The organism is Phytoactinopolyspora endophytica (assembly GCF_004138495.1).
Classification (GTDB): domain Bacteria; phylum Actinomycetota; class Actinomycetes; order Jiangellales; family Jiangellaceae; genus Phytoactinopolyspora; species Phytoactinopolyspora endophytica.
In genome coordinates this window covers 129,205-131,691 of sequence record NZ_ML142852.1, presented here as the reverse complement: position 1 = coordinate 131,691, position 2,487 = coordinate 129,205, and the positions used below count along the sequence as shown (strand labels likewise).

Here is a 2,487-nt window from a genome sequence, read left to right as displayed (position 1 = left end):
CCTGCTCGTGGCGGAGCCGGCCGGCGTCCTTGCGGCGTCCGAGATGCAGCGCCAGCAGCTGGCCTTTGACCAGCTCGACGGCCATGTCGGCGAGCTTCTGCTGAGTCAGCTGGTAGCCGCCGATCGGCTTGTCGAACTGCTCGCGCTCGCCCGCGTAGCCTAGAGCGGACTCGAACGCGGAGCGGGCGGCGCCCATCGCGCCCCAGACGATGCCGTACCGGGCCTCGTTCAAGCAGGACAGAGGGCCGCGTAGGCCGTGCGCCTCCGGCAGCATCGCGTCTGCGGGCAGCCGGACCCCGTCGAGCACCAGCTCGCTGGTGACCGAGGCGCGCAGCGACATCTTGTGCCGCATCTCCGGGGCCGAGAATCCGGGTGTGTCGGTCGGAACGACGAAACCGCGCAAACCGGCGTCCGTCTGCGCCCAGACGACAGCGACGTCGGCGATGGAACCGTTGGTGATCCACATCTTCCGGCCGTCGAGTACCCAGTCCGCCCCGTCGCGGCGGGCGCCGGTGCGCAGAGCGGCGGGATCTGAACCGTGGTCGGGCTCGGTCAGCCCGAAGCATCCGATCGCGGTGCCGGCGGCCATCGGTGGAAGCCATGCCTGCTTCTGTTCCTCCGAGCCGAACTGCCAGATCGCGAACATGGCCAGCGATCCCTGCACGGACACCAGGGAGCGGATGCCGGAGTCGCACGCCTCCAGCTCGAGGCAGGCCAGCCCGTACTCGGTGGCCGACATGCCGGCGCACCCGTAGCCGGTCAGGTGCATGCCCAGCACACCAAGCGTGCCGAGCTCGCGGGCCAGGCCTCGGATATCGGGGATCTCGCCGTGCTCGAACCACTCCGCGATGTGCGGTGCGACCCGGTCGGTGCACATCTGGCGGACCGCGCCCCGGATGTCACGCTCGTCGTCGGTGAGTTCGTCGTCGATCCCGGCCGGGTCGTGTGGATCGAACACCGGAAGCCGGGCGCCGGCGGTGGATGTGAGCGTCATGGAAACCTCTCAGGAAGTGGGCATCGGCGATCGGATGCCGTGGGGTGCCCCTATAGGGGCACAAAGTGGAACATGATCAAAGGTGCTCAGGCGGTCATGGCGCGGAATCGGACGGGTGGGATAAAGAGTGGCCCGAATCGCCGGCGAGCCAACGCCGGACGACGTCCCCGTGCTCGTCGAGCCTTGGCGGCGGGGCCATGGAATGCGGTGACGCAGAAACCGCAGCCGGTGCGCCCGCATGTGGCTCTAGCGCGGCCGGGCCGGGCCAGAGCTCGGAGAAGCGGGAGCCGGCAGCGGCACCGTGGTCGAGTGAGGCCGGCGAGCAAGCGGTGTAGCGGATCGGGTGCGTGATCTGGCGGGGGTGTCCGTCGCCGGCGTCGATGGTCGGTGAGAGCCCCAGCTCCTCGGCCCGCTGGACCGCGGAGTTGATATCGGCGACCCGGCCTGCCGAGACCCCCACCGCGAGCAGCCGTCGCTCCCAATCCCCGGCGTCGGCGGCGCCCATCGCCGACTCCAGCGCTTCGACCAGTGCATCCCGGTGGGCGACGCGCGCGGAGTTCGTACTGAACCGCTGGTCGTCGGCGAGCCACGGTAGCCCGAGCTCGTCGGCCAGGCGCCGGAACTGACCGTCATTCCCGCAGGCCACCGCGATCCGCCCGTCCCGGCAGCGCAGTACTTCGTACGGTGCGATCGACGGATGCCGGTTGCCCATCCGAGTCGGCGATTCGCCCGTGGCGAGGTAACCGGACACCTGGTTGACCAGGGAACCCAGCAGGCTGGACAGCAGGTTGACCTCGACGTGCCGGCCACGACCGTCCCGCCGTCGTGACTCGAGCGCGGCAAGGATGCCGATGGTGGCGTCCTTGCCGGTCAGCACGTCCACCAGAGCCACGCCGACCTTCTGTGGCTCGCCGTCGGGTTCTCCCGTCACGCTCATCAGCCCGCCGACGGCCTGGACCACGAAGTCGTACCCCGGAATCTCGGCGCCGGCGCCGCTGCCGAACCCGGTGATCGAGCAGTACACGACCCCTGGGTTCTCCTCGGCGACGTCGGCGTAGCCGAGTCCGTACCGTTCCATGGTCCCGGTGCGGAAGTTCTCGACGACGACGTCGGCCCGCCGCGCCAGCTCCCCGGCGAGCCGCAGGTCGCCGGGGTCGGTGAGGTCGAGTGCGACGCTGTACTTCGACCGGTTGACCGCCTCGAAGTACGAGCTCGACGTCGCGGTCCAGGGAGGACCCCACGCGCGGGTGTCATCGCCGTGCCCGGGGCGCTCCACCTTGACGACGGTCGCGCCGAGATCGGCGAGCGTCATCGTCGCCAGCGGCCCGGCCAGCACCCGGCTGAAGTCTGCGACCAGCAGTCCATCGAGCGCGTGGATGCCGCCGGTCTCTTCGTGCGGTGAACGGGTCATGAGATCGATGATGCGGGAGCGGCCCGCAGCACGCCGTCCTCGCGTCGCGGTACCCGCCACGGGTTGTCCGAGCGCAGCGGCG

The 2,487-nt window shown here is 70.2% G+C and carries 2 protein-coding genes; both read right to left on the bottom strand.

The features are described 5' to 3' along the window. On the bottom strand, positions 1–994 hold a 994-nt coding region (locus tag ELR45_RS08945), incomplete at its 3' end, for an acyl-CoA dehydrogenase family protein (protein WP_240759347.1). Between the two features lie 94 nt (positions 995–1,088). Further along, the gene (locus ELR45_RS08940; RefSeq protein WP_129665265.1) at positions 1,089–2,405 is read right to left on the bottom strand and encodes a CaiB/BaiF CoA transferase family protein; all 1,317 of its coding nucleotides are present in this window, start codon (positions 2,403–2,405) and stop codon (positions 1,089–1,091) included. Positions 2,406–2,487 lie beyond the last annotated feature (82 nt).